Origin of the sequence: Nonlabens sp., assembly GCF_051251825.1 — a bacterium.
GTDB lineage: Bacteria > Bacteroidota > Bacteroidia > Flavobacteriales > Flavobacteriaceae > Nonlabens.
In genome coordinates, this window is sequence record NZ_JBPOGG010000002.1 from 513,182 (window position 1) to 532,711 (window position 19,530).

General features: G+C 36.8%; 21 protein-coding genes. 1 reads left to right on the forward strand and 20 read right to left on the reverse strand.

The annotated features are described in order from the left end of the window. Positions 1-151: 151 nt before the first annotated feature. Positions 152-664, forward strand: coding sequence for an acyl-CoA thioesterase (locus ACSHWW_RS04660; RefSeq protein WP_435681249.1), 513 nt, complete (start codon positions 152-154; stop codon positions 662-664). Here the strand turns inward: ACSHWW_RS04660 and ACSHWW_RS04665 are convergent. The 20 genes from ACSHWW_RS04665 to ACSHWW_RS04760 all read right to left on the reverse strand — a co-directional run bounded on the left by ACSHWW_RS04665 (position 661) and on the right by ACSHWW_RS04760 (position 19,451). Continuing rightward, entirely contained in the window at positions 661-1,866 is a 1,206-nt protein-coding gene (locus ACSHWW_RS04665; RefSeq protein WP_435681250.1) for a murein hydrolase activator EnvC family protein, read from the reverse strand. The two genes, ACSHWW_RS04660 and ACSHWW_RS04665, sit on opposite strands and share 4 nt — an antisense overlap. Beyond that, entirely contained in the window at positions 1,866-2,621 is a 756-nt protein-coding gene (locus tag ACSHWW_RS04670) for a DUF4292 domain-containing protein (RefSeq protein ID WP_435681251.1), read from the reverse strand. Before ACSHWW_RS04670 ends, ACSHWW_RS04665 begins: the two co-directional genes overlap by 1 nt. Continuing rightward, entirely contained in the window at positions 2,622-4,001 is a 1,380-nt protein-coding gene (locus ACSHWW_RS04675; protein WP_435681252.1) for a tetratricopeptide repeat protein, read from the reverse strand. Between the two features lie 19 nt (positions 4,002-4,020). Continuing rightward, positions 4,021-5,037, reverse strand: a complete 1,017-nt coding sequence (locus tag ACSHWW_RS04680) for a sugar phosphate nucleotidyltransferase (protein ID WP_435681253.1) — start codon at positions 5,035-5,037, stop codon at positions 4,021-4,023. A gap of 151 nt (positions 5,038-5,188) precedes the next feature. Further along, positions 5,189-5,623, reverse strand: a complete 435-nt coding sequence (gene dut, locus ACSHWW_RS04685; protein ID WP_435681254.1) for a dUTP diphosphatase — start codon at positions 5,621-5,623, stop codon at positions 5,189-5,191. Beyond that, positions 5,623-7,077 carry a lipopolysaccharide biosynthesis protein gene (locus ACSHWW_RS04690; protein WP_435681255.1) on the reverse strand — a complete coding sequence of 485 codons (1,455 nt, stop codon included), beginning with the start codon at positions 7,075-7,077 and terminating at the stop codon, positions 5,623-5,625. The genes dut and ACSHWW_RS04690 overlap by 1 nt, the downstream gene beginning before the upstream one ends. A 108-nt stretch (positions 7,078-7,185) precedes the next feature. Next, complete coding sequence (locus tag ACSHWW_RS04695; RefSeq protein ID WP_435681256.1) at positions 7,186-8,013, reverse strand: hypothetical protein; 828 nt, start codon at positions 8,011-8,013, stop codon at positions 7,186-7,188. A gap of 113 nt (positions 8,014-8,126) precedes the next feature. Then, positions 8,127-8,621: a hypothetical protein gene (locus tag ACSHWW_RS04700; protein ID WP_435681257.1), complete on the reverse strand. Its 495-nt coding sequence runs from the start codon at positions 8,619-8,621 to the stop codon at positions 8,127-8,129. Positions 8,622-8,671: 50 nt separating this feature from the next. After that, the gene (locus ACSHWW_RS04705) at positions 8,672-9,229 is read right to left on the reverse strand and encodes a hypothetical protein (RefSeq protein ID WP_435681258.1); all 558 of its coding nucleotides are present in this window, start codon (positions 9,227-9,229) and stop codon (positions 8,672-8,674) included. After that, positions 9,219-9,713 (reverse strand): RNA polymerase sigma factor, encoded by a 495-nt coding sequence (locus ACSHWW_RS04710; RefSeq protein ID WP_435681259.1) that lies wholly within the window; start codon positions 9,711-9,713, stop codon positions 9,219-9,221. Before ACSHWW_RS04710 ends, ACSHWW_RS04705 begins: the two co-directional genes overlap by 11 nt. Further along, positions 9,713-10,558 (reverse strand): alpha/beta fold hydrolase, encoded by an 846-nt coding sequence (locus tag ACSHWW_RS04715; RefSeq protein ID WP_435681260.1) that lies wholly within the window; start codon positions 10,556-10,558, stop codon positions 9,713-9,715. Before ACSHWW_RS04715 ends, ACSHWW_RS04710 begins: the two co-directional genes overlap by 1 nt. A 157-nt stretch (positions 10,559-10,715) precedes the next feature. After that, positions 10,716-11,591, reverse strand: coding sequence for an ATP synthase F1 subunit gamma (gene atpG, locus ACSHWW_RS04720; RefSeq protein WP_435681261.1), 876 nt, complete (start codon positions 11,589-11,591; stop codon positions 10,716-10,718). Between the two features lie 76 nt (positions 11,592-11,667). Further along, positions 11,668-13,242, reverse strand: a complete 1,575-nt coding sequence (atpA, locus tag ACSHWW_RS04725) for a F0F1 ATP synthase subunit alpha (protein ID WP_435681262.1) — start codon at positions 13,240-13,242, stop codon at positions 11,668-11,670. A gap of 112 nt (positions 13,243-13,354) precedes the next feature. Next, positions 13,355-13,891, reverse strand: coding sequence for an ATP synthase F1 subunit delta (gene atpH, locus ACSHWW_RS04730; RefSeq protein WP_435681263.1), 537 nt, complete (start codon positions 13,889-13,891; stop codon positions 13,355-13,357). Positions 13,892-13,895: 4 nt separating this feature from the next. Further along, the gene (locus ACSHWW_RS04735; RefSeq protein WP_435681264.1) at positions 13,896-14,393 is read right to left on the reverse strand and encodes a F0F1 ATP synthase subunit B; all 498 of its coding nucleotides are present in this window, start codon (positions 14,391-14,393) and stop codon (positions 13,896-13,898) included. Positions 14,394-14,482: 89 nt separating this feature from the next. Next, on the reverse strand, positions 14,483-14,683 hold the full coding sequence (gene atpE, locus ACSHWW_RS04740) for an ATP synthase F0 subunit C (RefSeq protein WP_435681265.1): 201 nt from the start codon (positions 14,681-14,683) through the stop codon (positions 14,483-14,485). A gap of 33 nt (positions 14,684-14,716) precedes the next feature. Continuing rightward, a complete protein-coding gene (gene atpB, locus ACSHWW_RS04745; protein ID WP_435681266.1) occupies positions 14,717-15,907 on the reverse strand; it encodes a F0F1 ATP synthase subunit A in 1,191 nt (396 codons plus the stop codon). A 123-nt stretch (positions 15,908-16,030) separates the two neighbouring features. Further along, a complete protein-coding gene (locus tag ACSHWW_RS04750; RefSeq protein WP_435681267.1) occupies positions 16,031-16,396 on the reverse strand; it encodes a hypothetical protein in 366 nt (121 codons plus the stop codon). A 23-nt stretch (positions 16,397-16,419) separates the two neighbouring features. Continuing rightward, positions 16,420-16,827 carry a bactofilin family protein gene (locus tag ACSHWW_RS04755; RefSeq protein ID WP_435681268.1) on the reverse strand — a complete coding sequence of 136 codons (408 nt, stop codon included), beginning with the start codon at positions 16,825-16,827 and terminating at the stop codon, positions 16,420-16,422. A gap of 11 nt (positions 16,828-16,838) precedes the next feature. Further along, entirely contained in the window at positions 16,839-19,451 is a 2,613-nt protein-coding gene (locus ACSHWW_RS04760; protein ID WP_435681269.1) for a tetratricopeptide repeat protein, read from the reverse strand. Between the last annotated feature and the right edge of the window lie 79 nt (positions 19,452-19,530).

The following is a 19,530-nucleotide window of genomic DNA, read 5'->3' on the forward strand; positions in this document are numbered from 1 at the left end:
CTGTAATAATAAGAAGCTGAAATAAATTCAGCTTGACAGACTCTATATAATAAGATAGATATAAATAAGATCACGTTAAATAATCCTTAGCTTTTTGTGCATTTTAGTGAAATAGGAATCGGTAATAGTACCTTTGCACAAAATCACAAAAATGGAAGCCAAATCGCCTTCACAATCTTTTACTACAGTCACTGATATGGTCTTGCCTAGTGAGACTAATCCATTGAATAATCTCTTCGGTGGAGAATTACTGGCTCGTATGGATCGTGCGGCTAGTATTGCAGCTAGAAGACACTCTCGACGTATTGTGGTAACAGCATCTGTAAACCACGTAGCGTTTAATAGAATGGTTCCTTTAGGTAGTGTTGTGACTATTGAAGCAAAGGTTACAAGAGCTTTCAAGACTTCTATGGAAGTTCATATGAATGTATGGATTGAGGATCGAGAAAGCGGCGAAAAAACTAAAGCTAACGAAGGTCTTTACACCTTTGTAGCAGTAGATGAGACAGGACGACCTGTTCAAATTCCAGAGATCGTTCCAGAAACTGATGATGAAAAATTGCAATTTGCAGGTGCATTACGTCGCAAACAATTAAGTCTCGTTCTTGCTGGAAAAATGAAGGCTAAAGATGCTACAGAGCTAAAAGCACTATTTGAAGATTAAAAGCGCAACAACCAGCTTGCTGGATCTACAGTGTGACTATCTTCCATGAGCACAAAGCGTAGTTCTGTCACGCCAGAATTATCTGTAAACACGGTTCCTATAATGTCTTGTGTAGTAACTTGATCACCTTTTTGAACTGACACACTTTTCAAATGGTCATAAATCGAGGTGTAGTTACCATGTCTCACATAGACTGATAAAATTCCGTTTGCTGCCTTTTGAACTCGTACTACTTCACCGGTAAAAATAGCTTTGGCTGGTGAGTTAGCTGGTGCCTGAAATCTCAAACCATTTGAAGAGATTCTTATACCACCAAGAACTGGATGCGGTTGATCACCATATTTTCTTGAAATAATAAACTCATCTACTGGGTAAGGTAGTTTTCCTTTATTTGATTTAAAGTTGTTTGCAAGAGCTTTTGCCTCTGGAGAAAGGAAGAATTTTCCTTTAACAGCGCCTGTTTTCCCTTTGTTTGAAGCAGCGATATCAGCCTCGATGAGTTTTTGAATTTGGCGATTTATTTTTGCTCGTTCTTTACTAGCTTCTCTTATTTCTTTAGAATATTTCTTCTCGTCTTGCTTTACAACAGCGAGTAAATTTTCTTGTTCTTGCTTATCTTTTTGCAAAGCGATACGTTGTCGTTTATTAACTTTCAACACCTCTTGCTTTTGTTTCTTTTCAACTTCAAGTTCCTTATTGATTTCTTCTAGACGTACAGATTTTGCAGTGATTTCGTCAGCTTGTTTCTTGCGGTAGTCGGCATATGATTTTAAGTACTGAACTCTTTTATAAGCTTGTAAAAAATCCTCAGACGACAATAAAAACATCAATCTACTCTGCTCATTTTTAGACTTATATGCTTTTACAATCATGCGTGCATATTCATCTTTTTGAAGCTTAATTTCCTTTTTCAACTTTGCATTCTCGTCTGTATTTTTCTTAATACTACGCGTGATTAAGTTGGCTTGTTTATTTGTAATGTTGATTAGTTCTTGAGTACTTGCAATCTTTTTATCGATGGTCTCTACGAGCAGTACCATCGTTTTACTTTCCTTTTTTACGTTATTGAGCAGTCGTGAGAATTGGTTGATCTCCGACTGGATTTTTGCCTTGCGAGCTTCCAGCTGTGCTTTTTCTGATTGCGCTTTCGCGAAAGCGAAACTCAACAACAACACCACAAATAAGAGACCTTTTTTAATCATTACAGACTCATAGGTTTAGTGTTAGACGGCATGGAAAATGGGAATGATAAGTCCTGATTGAACTCTACGTTTCTAAACTCCAAATTCACTTGAGAAAAACGCTTACCACGTTTAGCTTCCACGTTTAATTCTAGCGGTATGATGCGCTTATCCACCACTTGATAATCGGGATAGGTGATGACTAGAAAACTGTCCTCAGCTGGTTTGCTTATGGATTGTTCACTTACCTTAAAGTCTGACGGGCGAAGCTTAAATAATTTTTCAATCAACTGACCTTGAGTAAATTGATACTGATTATTTGATACTGTAAACTGATGCGGTTGTAAGGATTCCACCGCTTGACCTAGTAATAAATCCTCTAACTGGTCATATTCTAGAGGTTCACCCAGGAAATTACTAATCAATGAGAAATCACCATCAAAAGAACGTTTCCCTAGCTTTTCATAAAACTGAACACGATCTGGGGTGATGTAAACTTTTGCCGCGGTAAAGCCTAGGAATTTTGCACTCATCCATATTTGCTTTCCTTTTTCAATGCGCAAATCTACCGTGACACTGCGCGATTGCTTCTCATCTTTATAATCTACAGATAGACGCGACTGCATGGTTTTAAAGTCTGTGCGAGCTGCTTCATGAGCTTTTACGACGCTGGCTTTTTTTGCAGTAGCGTTAGCATTATTTGCCGCTTTTTGAACACTACCACAGCTCATGACGAGTACTGCGAGTAAAACATAAAGTATTCTATATGCTTTCATTTATAATTTTTTAGAAAGTTCTTGAGCTTTTAATCTCATTTGAGAAGCCTTTGTGGTGTCTCCTTTTTTATCATAAGAAATAGCCAGTTGCTTATAGATATCTTGTTCTAGTTTTACCTCATCCAGTAGATAACTTTGTCCCATTTCTAAGCTCTCGATCGCTTTATCTGGTGCATTTAAATAGTTGTGTGCCACTGCGTTTAATAAATAGAATAATGGTTGTGCAGGAAACTTTTCAATGGCTGTATTTGTGAAAGAAACCGTTTTTTCATAATCTTTAATATCAATAGTTAATAGTGCCACACTTTTAATCAAGTCCACATTATTACTGTCCAGTTCTAGCCCTTTTTCATAAAATGAAATCGCTTGAGCGGTATCTTTCTTTTTTAAATAAAAATCTCCCATGGCACGATAAGCGTTAGGGTCTTCCACATCATCTGCCAGCCAGTCGATGGCTTGAGGAACTGCTGTTTCCAGTTCTAGATTACCGTCAGACATGGAAATGAAGTCTTGAAGGACTTTCATTTTAGTTTCTTTATCGATACTGTCAGAGGTTAAGATTTTTTCAAGGCTAGCAATTCCTTCATCTGTACTGCCGTTTTCTATGTAAATTTTATAAAGTGCTAAATGTGCTGCATCACTTTTAGGAACATTACGTTCAAAATCCTGGGCAACTTCAAAAACAGCATCTTTATCACCGTTACGACCATGCATGTAAATCAAATTGATGTATGCTTGCTCATTTTTGGGATTCTTTGCAATCTCTGCTTCCAGCGACTCGATATTATTCTCGTTACGTACTTCTTGCTGCTGCCTAGACTCTAGACTGCGACGTAGTGCATTCCTGCGAGAATCATTATTACCTTGTTTTGCATCTATATCATCCAGCGACTGTAAGGATTTATCATATTCACCTATTCTGTAATAAAGTGTAGGCAAGAACTCTTCATAGTTATCGTTCATTTGAGCAAGCTGTTCCATCACAGGAACGGCTTTTTCATAATCTTTTTGTGTATCATAAATCTCAAAAAGCAAGTCGAGCATCCATTCATTCTGGCCCGTTAATTCTAGTCCTTTTTTTATGGATTCTTCAGCTTTAGGATAGTCTTTATTTGCAAAATGATTCTTTGCGAGTTCAAATTGTATCGCTCCAGATGTAGGTTCCATTCTTGCGCAATTTCCTAGCATCTCAATCGCGCGGTCGTGGTTTCCTTTGGCTTTTTCGGCCAGTGCGTTAAAAAAGGCTTCTTTAAAACTACTTGAAACGTCTCCTAAATCATCTTGATTGATTTCTACTGACTCTACTTCTTCCTGGGCATAGCTCGTCGTGCTCCATGAAAGAGCAGCAAGCAGCAAGAAAATCGATATGTATTTATTCATGAGGTTTCAAGTTCAATAACTATTCCATTACGGTGTAATCACCTATGCTTACTTTCTTATAGTTTGCATCATACTTCACGTGATTTCCTATCATAGCTTCATCAAGTGTCGCATTTTTAATCACAGAGTTGGTCTGTATCAACGAATTCTTAATCGTAGAATTCTCAATAACTGTTCCTGCTCCTATAGAAACATGTGGTCCTACTGTTGAATTTTTTATCACAACCGATGAATCTATAACGCATGGCTCGATGATTTTAGCATTTTCAAGCGTAGGATTTGTGTTGATTTCATCACTTCCGTCCTTTTTCATGAATTCGATGATGCGCGTGTTAGTCTCTACAGTAACTACTTTATTACCACAGTCCATCCACTCGTCTACGGTTCCGGTTTTAAATACTTTACCGTTTTGCATCATGCGCTTGATACCATCGTTAATTTGGTATTCTCCACCGTTGATGATATTATTTTCAAGTACAAACTGTAATTCCTTTTTAAGATCGCCTACTTCTTTAAAATAGTAGATCCCTATCACCGCTTGGTCAGAGACAAATGTTTCTGGTTTCTCAACAAGCTCAACGATATCCTGATTCTCATTTAGTTTTACAACTCCATAAGCTTCTGGTTGATCTACTTGTTTGGTCCATATCACAGCGTCTGCTGTAGGATCTAGTTTAAAGTCTGCTCTTATCAATGTATCTGCATAAGCAACTACTGCTGGTCCTGAAAGTGAATCTGCAGCACTCATAATGGCATGTCCTGTTCCTAGAGGTTCACCTTGACGATAAATACTAGCTTTGGCATCTAAGCTTTGAGCAAGCTCTTCTAAACTACTCACGACATCATCTCCGAAGAACGCTGGATCACCAAGAATAAAAGCAACTTCAGTAACTGGTTCTTCCAGTATGCGTGCAATATCTGTCACTAATCTGTGAACGATAGGTTTGTTTGCAATAGGAATTAATGGTTTAGGTACGGTTAAGGTATGTGGTCTTAATCTGGATCCACGTCCAGCCATAGGTACAATTATTTTCATAAGCTTTATTCCCATGAAAATGGGAATCTGATTTTATAAGTGTGATTGATTAATGAATCACATTAGTTGTTGTTTCTTTTATTCCGCATGGTGTTTAACCTGCGATATATGCTGTATTGATTGAGATTCCCACTTTCGTGGGAATTAGTTTTTATTTCACTCCAGTACTTCCAAAACCGCCAGCACCGCGATCTGTGCTGCTTAGTTCTTCTACTTTATGCCACTCAGCTCTTTCATGCTTTGCAATCACGAGTTGGGCGATACGCTCACCGTTTTCTACGGTAAAAGTTTCGTTTGATAAATTTACAAGAATCACGCCTATTTCCCCACGATAATCTGCATCTACTGTGCCAGGTGCGTTGAGAACAGTGATTCCTTTTTTTGCAGCAAGACCACTTCTAGGTCTTACTTGTGCTTCATATCCTATAGGTAATTCTATAAATAAACCTGTTTTAATGATGGCACGCTCCATAGGTTCCAGCATTACTGCCGTTTCTAGGTTTGCTCTTAAATCCATTCCTGCACTTGCCTCAGTCTCATAATGTGGTAATGCGTGCGCTGATTTATTGATGATGTTTATAGTCATTATTTCTGAATCAAATTTTTAATAAATGTCTTTTCACGAGTCCAAATCAATCCTGCAAGAATTGCAGTCATCAGGATTCCCACAAGATAAAGACTCCAGCTTCCTATTCCCAATTCTGCTCTGAAAAAATAAAAGAATAAAAGAGTAAAACTAATGGATACGATTAAATACAGTAACATGTTTTTCAAGTCATATGGTATCGCAAAGTGTTTTCTACTCATCATGTACGAGGTCACCATCATTAATCCATAAACTGCACATGTAGTGATCGCACTTGCCATATAACCTATGTGCGGAATCAATATAATATTCATTCCTATAGTTAATGCAGCTCCTAGAACTGATATATAAGCTCCGTACTTCGTCTTATCAGTTACTTTGTACCAAACTGATATAGATTGATAAATACCGAAGAATAGGTAAGCCACAAGAACTAACGGAACAACATCCATAGCTTCATAGTACTCTTCATTAATTAATAACGGCTTTATTAAATCAACTAAAACGGTATAAACTAACAATGCGACAGAACCCAAAATCACAAACATCTTAGTAATTTGAGCATAGAGCTGTGGTGCTTTTTCATTTCCAGCTTCACTGAAGAAAAATGGTTCTACACCTAGTTTAAATGCCGTTGCAAATAATGTCATTCCTACCGCTAGTCTGTAACATGCCGTATAAACTCCTACTTGCTCAGTAGCATTATCTACCAGCAACCACTCTAATAGTATTTTATCAAAGGTTTCATTTATGGCAAATGCTAATCCTGCTATAAGAATAGGAAAACCATATCGCAGCATCTTTTTCCACAATTGCAGGTCAAATTTCCACTTGCTGAAATATGGTTTACAAACCATTAAAAACGTCAATGAACTAGCTCCAAAAAACGCAATGAAATACAACTCAATCTTATCACTAGGCAACCATTCTCTCAATCCAGGAATGTCCTGCAACCAGATTAAAAATAGCGCACTACAACCTACAGATATAATGACATTAATCATTTTAATCACAGCATATTTCATAGCTTTTCCTTGTGCTCTCATGTAAGCAAACGGCACAACTGCCAGCGTATCAAAAGCCAGTACACCTATCACCCATTTCCAGTAATCTGCAGATTTATCTGTCCATGCTTCTATATAATCAAGACTTAAATAAGCGATTAAAACAAATACTAATGTGCTACCTAGTAAGGTTCCTATAGCGGTTCCTAAAACTTTGGACTTGTCTTTAGTTTCTGTGAAATATCTAAAAAAGGCTGTTTCTGTTCCGTAAGTCAACAGTACATTAAAAATGATGATCCAAGAAAAAATGATGGATACCTCTCCAAAATCTTCTCGACTCGGTAAATACTCGGTTAATAATTTGGTGAGTAAAACGGTCAACAATCGCGGCAGTACCGTCGCTAGACCGTAAACAAAGGTGTGCTTAAAAAGACGATTGATAGAGCTCAAAAAAACCTTGTGATTATTACTGCTCAAAGGTAGTTATAATCACGAGGTTGTACAATGGAACGCTTTCGCGAAAGCGTAATTAAAACAATCTATCTACTCCACTCCGTTTTAATGCACGTGACAAGCTACGTCGTGCGTGTGATGGTGCTCACAAATGGTAATATGGTGTGTCGTGCAGGCTACCTGACTATAATCTGTAAATCCACCTGGCCAGGTGATGCTGCCGCCAGTGGTGCGTGCTAGTGTAATATAATCTGGAGTAACGTGGTCACAAAGAATTACATGCACTGGTCGCTTAATTTGATGAACAAGCGATATGTCTCTTATAGGCGTAGAGTCTGCGATGAGAACAAAATCGCTACCAGATTGATCCTGCGCTTGAGCAGCAATGATCGCTTCCACATCATTTTCTGGACCATCGCCGCCGCCGCCGTTATCAACAGCGGTTGCAACGGTTTTTAAAAAGTCTTCTATGTCGAGATGATCAGGGAAATAAATACCGCCGGTTTTACCTATTTGTTTGCCGTGACGACCTTGTCTGAGTTTATCATCGCCATCGTTGAAAAGCACCATGCTATTCATCAATTGCTTGTCTTTATTCACGTGTTGCCATCTTACAACCTGACCTACATAGCTGTACATACTACCAGTCCAGTCCACGACCACATTCATATTTTTCCATTCTGGATGCGCGTTAAACGCATCAAAAACTACAGTGTTTGTAGAAGTATTTTGCCCACCGATGTGGTGCGTGGAAGTGGTCGCAGCGCTACGTACATAATGTGTTTTACCAGCTTTATCTTTTACTTCAATCATCTCGTCGCTGGACTCTGCATTCATGTAACTTCTTATTTCCTCTGCAATGACAGCTCCTTGAGCATTTGCAAGTCCTGAAAAGGTCAAAGCTATAAGTGTAATTTTAAATAGATTTTTCATAGTTATAAATTTTATGTACCAAACATAAGCGCATAAAAAAGGCGCTCATAACTATAATGAGCGCCTGCTGTATTTCATTGAGTGAAATGTCTATTTCATTAAGTATTTAAAATCTATTGTGGCATAGATGGTAACGCAAGTTGCGAGCGTTCTTCAATGTTTATCAATTTCACATAGGTGATTTTTTCACTATTGGGTTTTTTAAGTGCAATTATAGCTTCATCATCTTTGAGTTCAAAAGGGAACTTCTCAAGATCTGGAGCTTCGTTTTGCATTTCGTTTTTTGAATCCAGATCCATGATAACGTCCTTGCGATTATTAAAATCTGTACGGAAACGTGAGACCATCATCAAACGATCGTCTGCCGTGTAGCTTACGTTTTTATTTATACTATTACGGAAATAAACCGCAACGAGATCATAACCAGTAGTAACTTCAGTAGGGAAATATAACGTGATTCCACTACCAGAACCTGGTGCTCCACCTGTCCATTGCTGTGCATAGGGTTGTTGAGATTTAGGAAAATCAGTATTCTTATAAGTTTGTTCCATTTTTTGTGCTCCACATGAGCTTATCGCTAGTGCTAGGATGATGTATAGTGCTTTCATGGGTGTAATTTAGAAAGTAATTTTCAAAAGCAGTGCCATAAACCAGTAAGTTAAACAGATTTGTTCCTTAAAGACTTTAAAAATCTTGTTTCTTTATGAATTTGGTTGATGATTATGAGACCAATGATTATTAAAGAAACAATTCCTGACACGATTAAATAAATATAAAAACCATTTGAAAATTCCCTTTTGAAAAAAGGATATAAAATATATAAACCGTAACAATAAAGGGTAAAACATATAGGAGTAAGTATGTAATTAATTTTCATACGCCATTGGTAATACTTCTCTAAATAAAGCGAATAGGATTTAGTATCCATAGAAGTTAATTTTTCTGTCTTTTTGAGTCTAGAATAAATCTCTACAATAACTCTAAAACTTAAAGATGCAATCATAAGTACAAGACCCAAACTGAAGTTATTAAATGAGCTAGGTAAATAAAATGCCGCATAAACCAACAAAATAACCACCGTAATTCCCATAACAATGATTCCTGTTTTTTGCTTGTTGCGTTGTTCGTTAGCTTTAGCTATAACAGTATCTGGTTTTTGAATGTCCTCAGAATTTGAGTTTTCATTCCATAGTTTGTTTAATATATCATTTTCCATTTTTAATACATTTTAAAAGTGATTTTCTAATTCGGCTTAATCTAGTTCTTAGAGTTCCGTGTTCTAAACCTGCCGTGCTTGCAATAGTCGCCTGTGGTATTTCTTCTAGTTCCATTAAGATGAGCGTTTTATTTTGAGGAGATAATTTATTAATGCAGCTGTGCATCTTTTGAATCATCAGAGAATTATCATCCACTACTTCCTGAGTAATTTCCTCATCTTTAATTGGGTTTGAGATCGCAGCTTTTCTTTTAGAGCTTCTCAAGTCACTTAAGCAAGTATTTACAGTGATTCGATAAATCCACGTGCTGATAGAAGCATTTCCCTTAAAGGATTTTCTATGATTCCAGACTTTAATAAAAGTCTCTTGATGCCAGTCTTTGGCTAAGTCTACATTACCGGAGGCATAACCTAAACATAGTCGATATACCTTATCTGTATGATTATTATATACCTCGTGAAATTCTTTTTCTGACTGAATCATTATTCGTTTAACGCTTTTAAAAGTTGATCCATAAACCATTCTTGTTGATCTAACATGATAAAGTGAGCCGCATCACTGGCCATGACTAGGTTATAATTCTTTAAATTAGCATATTGAGTTTCATAAGTCTTTCTTGCTAACTCTGCTCCATAAGGTAGGTCAGCAGCGAGAATTGTAACTGGTACAGTAATGTTTTTAAGCGCTTCTCTCATGTCTAATTTAAGATAATCTGTATATCCATAGACATAGGTTTTACGGTCTGCTTCAAGAATCCAGTTTTTTATTTGTGTTTGAGCTTCTGTATTAGTGCTCATTCCCATAGACATTCCAGTAGCAAGTTGTTCAAATGAAGTAGCATCCATTTCTAGTTGTTGTTTATTAAATGGACTCTCATATGCTAAATTATCTGGATTAAAATCAGGAAACATAATGGCTCCAGCAGCTGGTAAAGCATCAACAAGTATAATCTTACTAACTCTAGAATTTTCTCTACTAGCTAACCATGTGGCTATGGTTCCTCCTAAACTGTGTCCTACCACTATTACATTTTCTAAGTTGTTCTCTGAAAGGTAGTTTTCTAAAGATTCGTTCACCTTAGGTAACCAAGGAAACTCTATAGGTTCCTTAGCACCAAAACCAGCTAAGGTAACTACATGACATTGGTAATTATTTTTCAGTTTATCTACCACAGGATTCCATATTTCTCCTGGCACCGTAAATCCTGGAATAAATAAAATGGGTTGCCCATTACCCGATACTTCTACGTGAATTGCTTTGTTGTCATTGCTCGCATATAATGATGTAGATAAACATAAAGCGACAAAAAGAATGATAAATTTTTTCATGATTTCTAGTTTATAATTTCCCTTTAGATGATAAAATCAGATTATGTTACATCTAGAATGAAAAAAACTTTTGTGCATGAAAAAAGCCTTTCATTTCTGAAAGGCTTAGATATTCTTAAATGAGATGCTGAAATAAATTCAGCATGACAGTTTGAACTTAGTTGTTTAATGCCTCTGCTCCACCTACGATTTCAAGGATCTCGTTAGTAATGGCTGCTTGACGAGCTTTATTGTAAGTTAATTTCAACTGGTCTCTTAACTCTGTTGCGTTATCTGTTGCTTTATGCATTGCTGTCATACGTGCACCGTGCTCACTAGCCCATGAATCACGCACTCCTTTGTACAATTGCATCTTTAAAGACTTAGGTATTAACTCTTCAATGATTTCCTTCTTAGAAGGCTCGAAAATGTAATCCAGTTCTTTTTGATTTTCTAGTGCTGCTTCATCTTGAGCAACCGGCTTGAGTGGTAAAAAATCTTCAGTTCTTACGATTTGTGTTGCTGCGTTTTTAAAACTGTTATAAACGAGAACGATTTTATCAAATTCTCCTGTTATGAATAGTTCCATTAACTCTTCAGCAATTACCGCAACGTTATCGAAAGAGATATCATCAAAAAGATCACTCTTATTTGCGATCACATTATCTGTTTTCTTTCCAAAGTCGTTTGCTTTCTTACCTATAGTCATATAAGAAACTGCAACACCATTCAAATCTTCTTGATTTAAACGAACTAATTCTTTTATAATGTTTGAGTTAAAAGCTCCTGCAAGACCACGATTAGAAGTAATTGCGACAACAAGTGCTTTATTCACTTCTCGTTGCTCTGCAAATTTACTTCCACCTTCACCTTCCATGGTAGAACTTAGACTCTGTAAAATCTCAGTTAGCTTATCAGAATACGGACGCATAGCTGTAATAGCATCTTGTGCTTTTTTCAACTTTGCCGCACTCACCATCTTCATCGCAGAGGTGATCTGCATGGTAGAAGATACTGAGGATATTCTGTTTCTTATTTCTTTAAGATTCGCCATAACTTTTAAGAGAAAAGAAGAAAGATAAAAGAAACAAGACGTTCTTAAGTCTTGTTTCTTTCTTCTTTATTCCAAATTAATATCTACTAGAAAGGTCTTTTGCTACTGCTGTAAGTGTGTCAATCACTTCATCAGTAAGTTTTCCAGCTTTAAGAGTATCAAGAACTCCTCTATGCTTAGCATTAAGTAATTCTATATAATCTCTTTCAAATTCTTTTACTTTTTCTACAGGAACGTTTTTCAATAAGTTCTTAGAACCAGCGTAGATAATAGAAATTTGATCTTCAACAGTGTAAGGATCGTTTTCTGCTTGCTTTAAGATTTCAACGTTTCTTTTTCCTTTCTCAATAACACCTAATGTAGTTGCATCAAGATCAGATCCGAACTTAGCAAATGCTTCTAGTTCACGGAATGCTGCCTGGTCTAATTTTAAAGTACCAGAAACTTTCTTCATAGACTTGATCTGAGCGTTACCACCTACACGAGATACTGAGATACCTACGTTAATAGCTGGACGTACACCAGAGTTGAATAAATCTCCATCTAAGAAAATCTGTCCGTCAGTAATAGAAATTACGTTAGTAGGAATATATGCAGATACATCACCAGCTTGCGTCTCAATAATAGGAAGTGCTGTAAGAGAACCACCACCTTTTACAATAGGCTTTAAACTATCTGGTAAGTCGTTCATGCTTGCTGCAATAGCATCATTATTAATCACCTTTGCTGCGCGCTCTAGTAATCTTGAGTGCAAGAAGAATACATCTCCAGGATACGCCTCACGTCCTGGTGGACGACGTAATAAAAGAGAAACCTCACGGTAAGCAACTGCTTGCTTAGATAAATCATCATATATAATAAGCGCAGGACGACCAGTATCACGGAAGTACTCACCTATCGATGCTCCAGCAAATGGTGCATAAACCTGCATTGCTGCTGGGTCAGATGCGTTTGCTGCAACTATAGTTGTATAAGCAAGAGCACCTTTTTCTTCAAGTACTTTTGCAATGTTTGCTACTGTAGAGGCTTTTTGCCCGATAGCAACATATATACAATATACTGGTTCACCAGCATCATAAAATTCTTTTTGGTTCAGAATCGTGTCAATACAAACGGTAGTTTTACCAGTTTGACGGTCACCGATTACAAGCTCACGCTGTCCACGACCTACAGGAATCATCGCGTCGATTGACTTGATACCAGTTTGCATAGGTTCAGTTACCGGCTCACGATAAATAACACCAGGAGCTTTGCGCTCAAGAGGCATTTCATAAAGATCACCTTCAATAGCACCTTTACCATCGATAGGCTCACCTAATGTGTTTACTACACGACCTACAATACCTTCACCTACTTTAAGAGATGCGATACGTTGTGTACGTTTCACAGTGTCACCTTCAGCGATACCAGTTGATGGGCCTAAAAGTACCACACCTACGTTATCTTCCTCTAGGTTAAGAACGATACCTTCAATTCCTGATGCAAACGCAACTAGCTCACCATATTGAGCGTTAGAAAGACCGTAAACACGTGCGATACCATCACCTACTGTAAGTACGGTTCCCACTTCATCAAGTGATGCTGTTGCATCAAATCCTGATAATTGTTGCTTAAGTATTGCAGATACTTCTGCTGGATTTACTTCTGCCATGTTCTTGTTTTTATTCTTATTTATTGTCGCCGCACTTCGACAAGCTTAGTGTGACAGCTATATTTTATTGTTAATTACGCTTTCGCGAAAGCGTGAAACTAAAATTCACCTACTACTTAGTAGCAAATGTTCTTTTTAATTCTCCTAATTTGTTTGCTACACTAGCGTTAATCTCTTGATCACCTACTCTAAGGATAAATCCTCCTAAAATAGATGCGTCAATTTTCTTCTCCAGTGTTATTTCTTTTCCTGCTAATTCTTTTGCCTTAGCAAGAACTTTCTTCTCTAAGTCTGCTGTGATTTCTACTGCTGTTGTTACGGTAGCAATCTCGCGCTTATTCATATCTTCAAAAAGAAGAATGTACTTAGTAGCGACATCCATTAATATGTCTGCACGCTTGTTATCTACTAATAGGTCAAAAGAACTCATTGTGATAGCGCCAGCATCTTTAAAGATTTGTCTTAAAGCGCCACGTTTTTGCTCAGCCTTAGTTAAAGGACTGCTCATGAAATCACGTAATTCCTTATTACCATTAATAGTAACTAGAATACTTTTCATTTCTTCATTCACAGCAGCAGCCTCATTCTTATCTATGGCTAGACTAAGAATAGCGGTTGCGTATCGGGATGCAGCTCTAGATAATTTCATGTTCTTAAATATTTGCTTCGGCTAGAAGTTTTTCGATAAGTGCGTGTTGAGCATCTTTCTCAGAAAGTTCTTTGCGTGTCACTTTCTCAGCGATATCTACAGAAAGGTTTGCTACTTGAGACTTAATGTCTGCAAGTGCCGCTTTCTTCTCTCCTTCGATAGCTTCTTGAGCTTGAGCGATAATTTTATCTGCTTTTTCTTGAGCTTGATCTGCAGCGTCTGCGATCATTTTTTCTTTAATCTCACGTGCATCTTTAAGCATTTCGTCTCTTTGAGCACGAGCTTGTTGAGCAGCAGCTTGATTAGATGCCTCAAGGTTTGCCATTTCTATTTTTGCATTCTCTGCAGCAGCTAGTGCATTTTCAATCCCTTCTTCTCTAGCGGTTAAAGCATCAAGAATAGGTTTCCATGCAAATTTTCTCATCAATAAAATTAAGATGATGAGAATAATCGCTTGCATAAAAAACAAGCCTGGCGAAAAATCATTAATTAAATCTAACATAATAAAATGTTGTAATGTTTAAATTTTAATAATTAAACAATTCTTGTAACCAACCGTCACAAGAATTGTTTAAGCTTTTTACTCTTTTATTAGTTCTTACCTAATAATAGAGCTCCAAATGCAAGTCCTTCTAGAAGTGCACCGATGATGATCATCGCAGTTTGGATTTTTCCAGCTGCATCTGGTTGACGAGCAATTGCTTCCATTGCTTTTCCACCAATTTGACCAAGACCGATACCACCACCGATAACGATAAGACCTGCACCAATTAAATTATAAGCTGTTTCCATGATAATGGGTATTAAAAAAAATTAAACAAAAAATTAAATAAAACGTTCTCTTACTTCATCAACATCATCCTCGTCAGCGCCAGCATGCTCATGATGATCATGCTCTGCAACTGCCATCCCTATAAATAGAGCAGACAACATTGTGAAAATAAATGCCTGTAAAAAGGCTACTAATAATTCTATAACTGATAGGAACAAGGTAAGAAATACAGATAATCCTGTAGATCCTATTACTCCAAACTGTGCTTTAAGGGTAATCATTAATGCAACTAAGCCCATAACTACCACGTGACCAGCAGTAATGTTTGCAAACAATCGTACTAACAATGAGAATGGTTTAGTAAGTAAACCTATTAACTCAATAGGAATTAATGCTATTTTCATTAAAACGGGAACACCTGGCATCCAGAAAATGTGCATCCAGTAATCTTTATTACCACTAAACTGTACAATAAAGAATGTAAACAGAGCAAGACAAACCGTTACTGCAATCTGACCAGTGATGTTAAAGCCGAGAGGCGTTAATCCTAAAAGGTTTGCAATCCATATTAAAAAGAATACAGTAAGTAAATAACCCATGTATTTTCTATACTTAGTTTCTCCTATGTTAGGGCGAGCAATTTCATCTCTTACATATAAAACTAATGGTTCCAATACTCGACCAAAACCAGTTGGGATACTTTTAGTTTTGTATTGCTTTGCTAAACCACCAAAAATAAGCAGCATCAATAATCCAATACAAATCAGACCAAAAACTGACTTAGTAATAGAAAAATCAAAAACTCTATGAGCGTTTATAGGGTGATGCTCTGCATCAAAATTGATAGCAGTTGCACCATTATCTAATTCATAAATTTTACTGTGTAACTTAGTGAATTTTGCTCCACCTGACTCAACTATAACTTTACCATCATCATCGTGATGAAACTGAGAAGACATAAAAAACTGCAGTCCTTCACTAGACCAAACTATTACAGGAAGTGAAAAACCTACGTGCTTGCGCTCATTTGCATCATTTGTATATGAGAATAAATGAAAGTCGTGAGAATCTTTTAAGTGATGATCGATATAGGAATCGATCTCTGCTTTGGTATTAATTTTACCGCCATCAGCTTCAGTCTCATTATCAAAAGCATAGTCACCATGATCTTCTTGCGCTTGTGCAGTCGCAAAAGCTATAAAGATTAAAGCAAAAAAAGCTGTTTTAAAGTACGCTCTATACATGTAAATCACCTTAAAAAGTTAGGTCTTTTATTTCGGCTGCAAATGTATGACAAAAAAACGTGTAAAAAGTCTGCTTTAAAAGTTAATTTTTTATTGAATTTTATTAAGCTTTTAAAGTTGCAATTAATTCTTATTAAGCCAGTTAATAACAATTGCCGCTTCCATAAACAAAAAGATAAAGTATGGAGCTAGAAAGGCGAGTAGTTCTGTTTTAGAAAGTTTAGGGTCTTCACTTAATAATTCAGGGAATAAAAGAAGTACAACACCAAATTTTACAAATACTAATGCTAAAAATGCGAAGCCTAATTTATCTGGAACCAACCCAAAAATATATTTTAAGGCGCTCACTGTAATAAACGCAGCAGCTCCTAGGAAAGAATAGGTTTTTAATAGTGAAATAGCTGGATCCTCCACCATAAAATAATGAATACCAAGAAGTAATATTGACGATAATAGAATAAGTAAAAACGCCTTAAGATAGAAGTTCATATATAAATGATGTTATGTAAAATCTAAGCGCTTTTCCCTTTTTTATTACTATCGCTCAAATTCTTAACACCTGTATTCATAGAACACGTAGCATTAAAAGTAGCACCTGGATCTACTGCTAGTTTTGAGATAATTACTTCTCCTTCTATAACAGCACTTGATTTCAAAGTCAACAACCCAGTTACCGTTAGTTTACCTTTAAAGTTACCTTCTATATCTGCATTGCTGCATTGTAGAGAACCGTTTATGGCTCCATCTTTCCCTATCACTACTTTGGCAGGTGTTTCTAAGGTTCCGTTAATTGTTCCGTCGATTCTAAAACCGCCTTTACTTTTAATATCTCCTTCTATCACCGTTCCGTGACCTATTCTATTTTGTGATTTACCTGCTTCCATGTGTCCTTTTTTTGAACTTTTCTTATCGTTAAACATAATATATGTGTTTAAAGCATTTCTTTTTCATAATCGTCCAGGCTCTTATAAACTTGAATGATTTTATAATTTTCAGTCGCTATAGGAACTGATGGTGTGTTGATATTAAATCCATTGCTAGGATTTGACATAAAATCTCCTAATCCACGACTTCCTAACTTAGAAGTCAATCCATGAACTACTACTAAATTTTCTTGTGCTGAATAAACATCTACAGAAACTGTAAAGCCATATTTTTCTTGCGCGATCGCTTTCTCTAACTGCCCTTTTAATTGTTCTACAGCTTGATAATTTTCTTTAGGTATGCGATATATTAATTTAAAGTCTGAGAGTCCTTTTTCTGGTAAGAAAACCTCAGCAATCTTTAATTTCTCTGCATCTGCCACTAATTTTTGAGCGCTCTTCCCTACTTCAGTATTTGGGAAATTGAGAGCCACATAATCAATTCCTCTTTTATATTCTTTAAAGCCGAACAATCTACCACTGGCAAATGCCTTGAGTAACTCCAATCTTGGAACGATAGGATCTCCATTAAATAAGGTCACATATCGTTCAACATTTGTTACCACTAACTCATAGTTTCCTTTTTCATACTCCTTATAAAGTCTTTTGTAAACAGCGCTAGGGCTTGCGTTATCTTCGATTTTTGCATCGGGATTTAATAAAATCTGAGCATATCTAGTATCTGGAAACTCGTTAAGAATGCGATTTTTGTATAATTCTGCTTTCGCGGAAGCGCCATTCTCACTATAGATAAGGTATAAATTATATAATCCAGGCAGTAATAACTTCTCTGCTGGTTCAAATTTGAGCAAGTTCTCTAAGCGATGAATTGCTAGATCTTCACGTTTGAATTTCTCTTTATAAATAATTCCTAGTTGGTAGTAGGCAAAGTCACGAGCACTGGCAATGCTGTCTAGAACGCTCATTCCTTCAGGCAACTGATCTATGTAAAATTCTGGTGTAAATTCTGGTCTTGTTTCTTCAACTACATCTACTTTATCTTCTTCTATGACTATATCGCCACCAGCATCGTTCTTTTTATTCTTGCGTCTCCAGTTATTTTCTTGTTTACGTTTTCCCCATTTAGAACGGAAATCTTGCTTACCACGAGCCACCGTTTGTGGATTATAAAAATAAAAGGTAGGTGTTCCACTTATTGATGGTCCAGTAGGAGCTCCTATAGGTCCAAATGCTGGTCCAGCATTACCTCGCTTAGTGGTTTTATTATTTTTTATGGTTTGAAAAGCATTTTGATTTTGAGCTTCTTTTAACGCTTCAACCTCAGCTAGTTTTGCCAGTCGTTCTTCCTCTGCTTTTAGCTCTTCAATATATTCATTATAATAAGCCACTTGCTGATCTGGTGACATGTCGAGCACGTTAAAAATACTGTCTGCACTGCGGCGTCTTTCTTCATAGAGAATAACATCTTCTAGGTTATCTCTTTTCTTTTTAACCAGTCTGTGCTCTGGACTACGCTCTACATAATTTGCTATCGCACTATCATAGTACTTTCCTGCAGCAGCATATTTATTCTGGTCAAAGCTTATTTTACCTAGCGAACTGTAGTTATTACCACGCAAATAAGTGTCTTTCCCACCTTTTGCTCTAAGCGATAAATTATAAAACTCAACAGCATCATTTAACGAGTCTCTATTCTCAAAGTAAATCGCTTTGCGGGAATAAATATGATCTAACCATGGTCTGTTCTCTCGATTCTCTGCAAGATCATTTAAGGTTTCTAACAACTCAGCACTGCTATCTGTGTCTTTATTAAATAGCTTTACTTTTTCAATAAATGAATGCACGTAGTAACGACGTGGCACCTTGCGATGCATTTCAATAATCTGATCAAACTTTACAAAAGCACTGTCGCGCATTCCAGCCTTAGCAAATAACTGTCCTGCAATAAATTTATAACGAGCAATCGTTTCTTTATTCTTAGTCAGGTTTGCCGCACGATTCATATAAATGAGTGAGCTATCGATTTGTTCTAAATTTAAAAAGGCTTGAGACAGCGTCGCATTTGCATTTGCTAAATCTTCATTTTCAATAGTCTTGCTTTCCTCCTTTAGTAATTTGGTAAGATTAATAATGGCTGTTTCGTTGTTATCGAGACGCATATTTGTGCGCTCACGCCATATTTTTGCCTGATTCAATTGATCACTTTCAGGCATGAATTGCAAAATGTAATTAAACGCCTCAAGTGCTGGAACAAATCGCTGGTCGTAGTAACGAGCTTTTCCTAGAAGTAGATAAGCCTCATCAATTTGAGGATTTAACTCTTCCTCATTGATAAGCATAGAATGCTTTTGTACCGCTTTTACTGCTTTCTCTTCGGCTCTTTCAAAGTTAGGATTTGCAGGTTTTTGTCCTGGAAGAAAAACCTCTTGCTTTACTTGCATGCGCTCTACTGGTAGCACATCCCAATAATTCTCACTGTAGGTTGCCTCTAGTTCATCGAGTCCAGCCTGCAGAGCAAGATCACCATTATAAAGCACATTATACTCGGTTCCTACCGCGTGTAAATTGCGACTTATAAATGAGTTCTTTTTACGGCTACAACTGGTGACAGCTATGAGCAGTAATAGAAACGTTAAAATGTTAATAAGTATGGTTCTCAAATGTTCCTTTTTTATCTAGCTATGATAACTGCTTAAATAGCATAGATATTGTGAAAGGCCGTAAAAATAAGGATTTTTT

Bases quoted from the DNA above. Each gene is read 5' to 3' on its own strand.
- ACSHWW_RS04660 (WP_435681249.1), top strand. From the start codon at position 152: ATGGAAGCCAAATCGCCTTCACAATCTTTTACTACAGTCACTGATATG.
- ACSHWW_RS04665 (WP_435681250.1), bottom strand. From the start codon at position 1,866: ATGATTAAAAAAGGTCTCTTATTTGTGGTGTTGTTGTTGAGTTTCGCT.
- ACSHWW_RS04670 (WP_435681251.1), bottom strand. From the start codon at position 2,621: ATGAAAGCATATAGAATACTTTATGTTTTACTCGCAGTACTCGTCATG.
- ACSHWW_RS04675 (WP_435681252.1), bottom strand. From the start codon at position 4,001: ATGAATAAATACATATCGATTTTCTTGCTGCTTGCTGCTCTTTCATGG.
- ACSHWW_RS04680 (WP_435681253.1), bottom strand. From the start codon at position 5,037: ATGAAAATAATTGTACCTATGGCTGGACGTGGATCCAGATTAAGACCA.
- dut (WP_435681254.1), bottom strand. From the start codon at position 5,623: ATGACTATAAACATCATCAATAAATCAGCGCACGCATTACCACATTAT.
- ACSHWW_RS04695 (WP_435681256.1), bottom strand. From the start codon at position 8,013: ATGAAAAATCTATTTAAAATTACACTTATAGCTTTGACCTTTTCAGGA.
- ACSHWW_RS04700 (WP_435681257.1), bottom strand. From the start codon at position 8,621: ATGAAAGCACTATACATCATCCTAGCACTAGCGATAAGCTCATGTGGA.
- ACSHWW_RS04705 (WP_435681258.1), bottom strand. From the start codon at position 9,229: ATGGAAAATGATATATTAAACAAACTATGGAATGAAAACTCAAATTCT.
- ACSHWW_RS04710 (WP_435681259.1), bottom strand. From the start codon at position 9,713: ATGATTCAGTCAGAAAAAGAATTTCACGAGGTATATAATAATCATACA.
- ACSHWW_RS04715 (WP_435681260.1), bottom strand. From the start codon at position 10,558: ATGAAAAAATTTATCATTCTTTTTGTCGCTTTATGTTTATCTACATCA.
- atpG (WP_435681261.1), bottom strand. From the start codon at position 11,591: ATGGCGAATCTTAAAGAAATAAGAAACAGAATATCCTCAGTATCTTCT.
- atpA (WP_435681262.1), bottom strand. From the start codon at position 13,242: ATGGCAGAAGTAAATCCAGCAGAAGTATCTGCAATACTTAAGCAACAA.
- atpH (WP_435681263.1), bottom strand. From the start codon at position 13,891: ATGAAATTATCTAGAGCTGCATCCCGATACGCAACCGCTATTCTTAGT.
- ACSHWW_RS04735 (WP_435681264.1), bottom strand. From the start codon at position 14,393: ATGTTAGATTTAATTAATGATTTTTCGCCAGGCTTGTTTTTTATGCAA.
- atpE (WP_435681265.1), bottom strand. From the start codon at position 14,683: ATGGAAACAGCTTATAATTTAATTGGTGCAGGTCTTATCGTTATCGGT.
- atpB (WP_435681266.1), bottom strand. From the start codon at position 15,907: ATGTATAGAGCGTACTTTAAAACAGCTTTTTTTGCTTTAATCTTTATA.
- ACSHWW_RS04750 (WP_435681267.1), bottom strand. From the start codon at position 16,396: ATGAACTTCTATCTTAAGGCGTTTTTACTTATTCTATTATCGTCAATA.
- ACSHWW_RS04755 (WP_435681268.1), bottom strand. From the start codon at position 16,827: ATGTTTAACGATAAGAAAAGTTCAAAAAAAGGACACATGGAAGCAGGT.